1 protein-coding gene is annotated in these 279 nt (G+C 39.8%); it reads right to left on the bottom strand.

Going from position 1 to position 279, the window contains the following annotated elements; all coding sequences use genetic code 11:
- On the bottom strand, window positions 1–279 hold a 279-nt coding region (locus GQA99_RS20480; protein WP_160057054.1), incomplete at both ends, for an exocyst complex component EXO70.

Genomic DNA, 279 nt, shown 5'->3' with positions numbered 1-279 from the left:
AAGCTAAGTAGCATTGATACACTGCTCACTGTAACTTCTGCAAAACACTGATCGCTAAGAGAATCGAAGCCTCGAAATATCTGGTCACATACTTGCCTTTCTCCAGCAAAGAGTAATTTAACAGCAATGCGCATGAAATGGATCCAATTTCCAATTTTGGCCTCCAATACTTCCCACTGCATCCTCTGAACATCCTCTTTACTTAGTTTTTCAACGCCCAATTTCTTTAGGCTTTCATCCAAGACAAACGAACGTGTTTCGCTATAAATTTGTTTCAAC

The organism is Shewanella litoralis (genome assembly GCF_009828585.1).
Taxonomy (GTDB): Bacteria; Pseudomonadota; Gammaproteobacteria; order Enterobacterales; family Shewanellaceae; genus Shewanella; species Shewanella litoralis.
This window is presented reverse-complemented; position numbering and strand designations above follow the sequence as displayed.